1 protein-coding gene is annotated in these 773 nt (G+C 68.3%); it reads left to right on the top strand.

Translation table 11 applies throughout. The features are described 5' to 3' along the window. Positions 1-70 precede the first annotated feature (70 nt). Positions 71-773, top strand: a 703-nt coding sequence (locus G6048_RS48365; protein WP_165345925.1) for a helix-turn-helix domain-containing protein, incomplete at its 3' end; no start/stop codon positions are given.

Below are 773 nucleotides of genomic sequence, written 5' to 3'. Positions count from 1 at the left end.
GGTGGATTCAACTGGTCGTCGCAACACTTTGATCTCGGAGGTGTGCGACGTGGCCACGGCGGACTGGAGTTTGAAGACCAGCGATGTTCCGGAGGGTCGGCGTCGGCAGTGGCGCGCTGATCGTGCGTTGCGGCCGGCGATGCGTTCGCCGGGGCGGCCTGATCCGTCTCGAGTCGTGCAGCGCCAGTTCTGGCGGCTGATCGCCACGGGGGTCACGACGGTGGAGGCGTCGTTGGCGGTCGGCGTGTCGTGGCCGGTGGGTGCGAGGTGGTTTCGTCACGGTGGCGGCATGCCTCCGATCTCGTTGGCCGAGCCCACGGGCCGGTACCTCGCGTTCGAGGAGCGCGAGGAGATCGCGATCCTCAGGGCGATGAACAAGGGCGTGCGCGAGATCGCGCGCGCCCTGGGGCGTGACCCCGGAACGATCTCTCGCGAACTGCGCCGCAATGCCGCCACGCGCAGCGGCAAGCAGGAGTATCGCGCGACGGTCGCCCAGTGGAAAGCACAGCAGGCCGCCAAGCGCCCGAAGACCGCGAAGCTCGCAGGCAACGACAGGTTGCGTGAGTACGTGCAGGACCGGCTCGCCGGCAGCGTCCGCCGCCCCGACAACACGATCGTCCCCGGACCCAGGACGCCCGCGTGGAAGGGGCTGAACAAGCCGCACCGGCAGGACAGACGATGGGCGACGGCATGGAGCCCGGAGCAGATCTCGCACCGTCTCCATGCCGACTTCCCCGATGATGAGTCCATGCGCATCAGCCACGAAGCGATCT

Origin of the sequence: Streptomyces ureilyticus, from assembly GCF_011045025.1 — a bacterium.
GTDB classification, from domain to species: Bacteria; Actinomycetota; Actinomycetes; order Streptomycetales; family Streptomycetaceae; genus Streptomyces; species Streptomyces ureilyticus.
The sequence above is the reverse complement of the archived record's forward strand: the minus strand, read 5'-3'. Positions and strand labels throughout refer to the sequence as shown.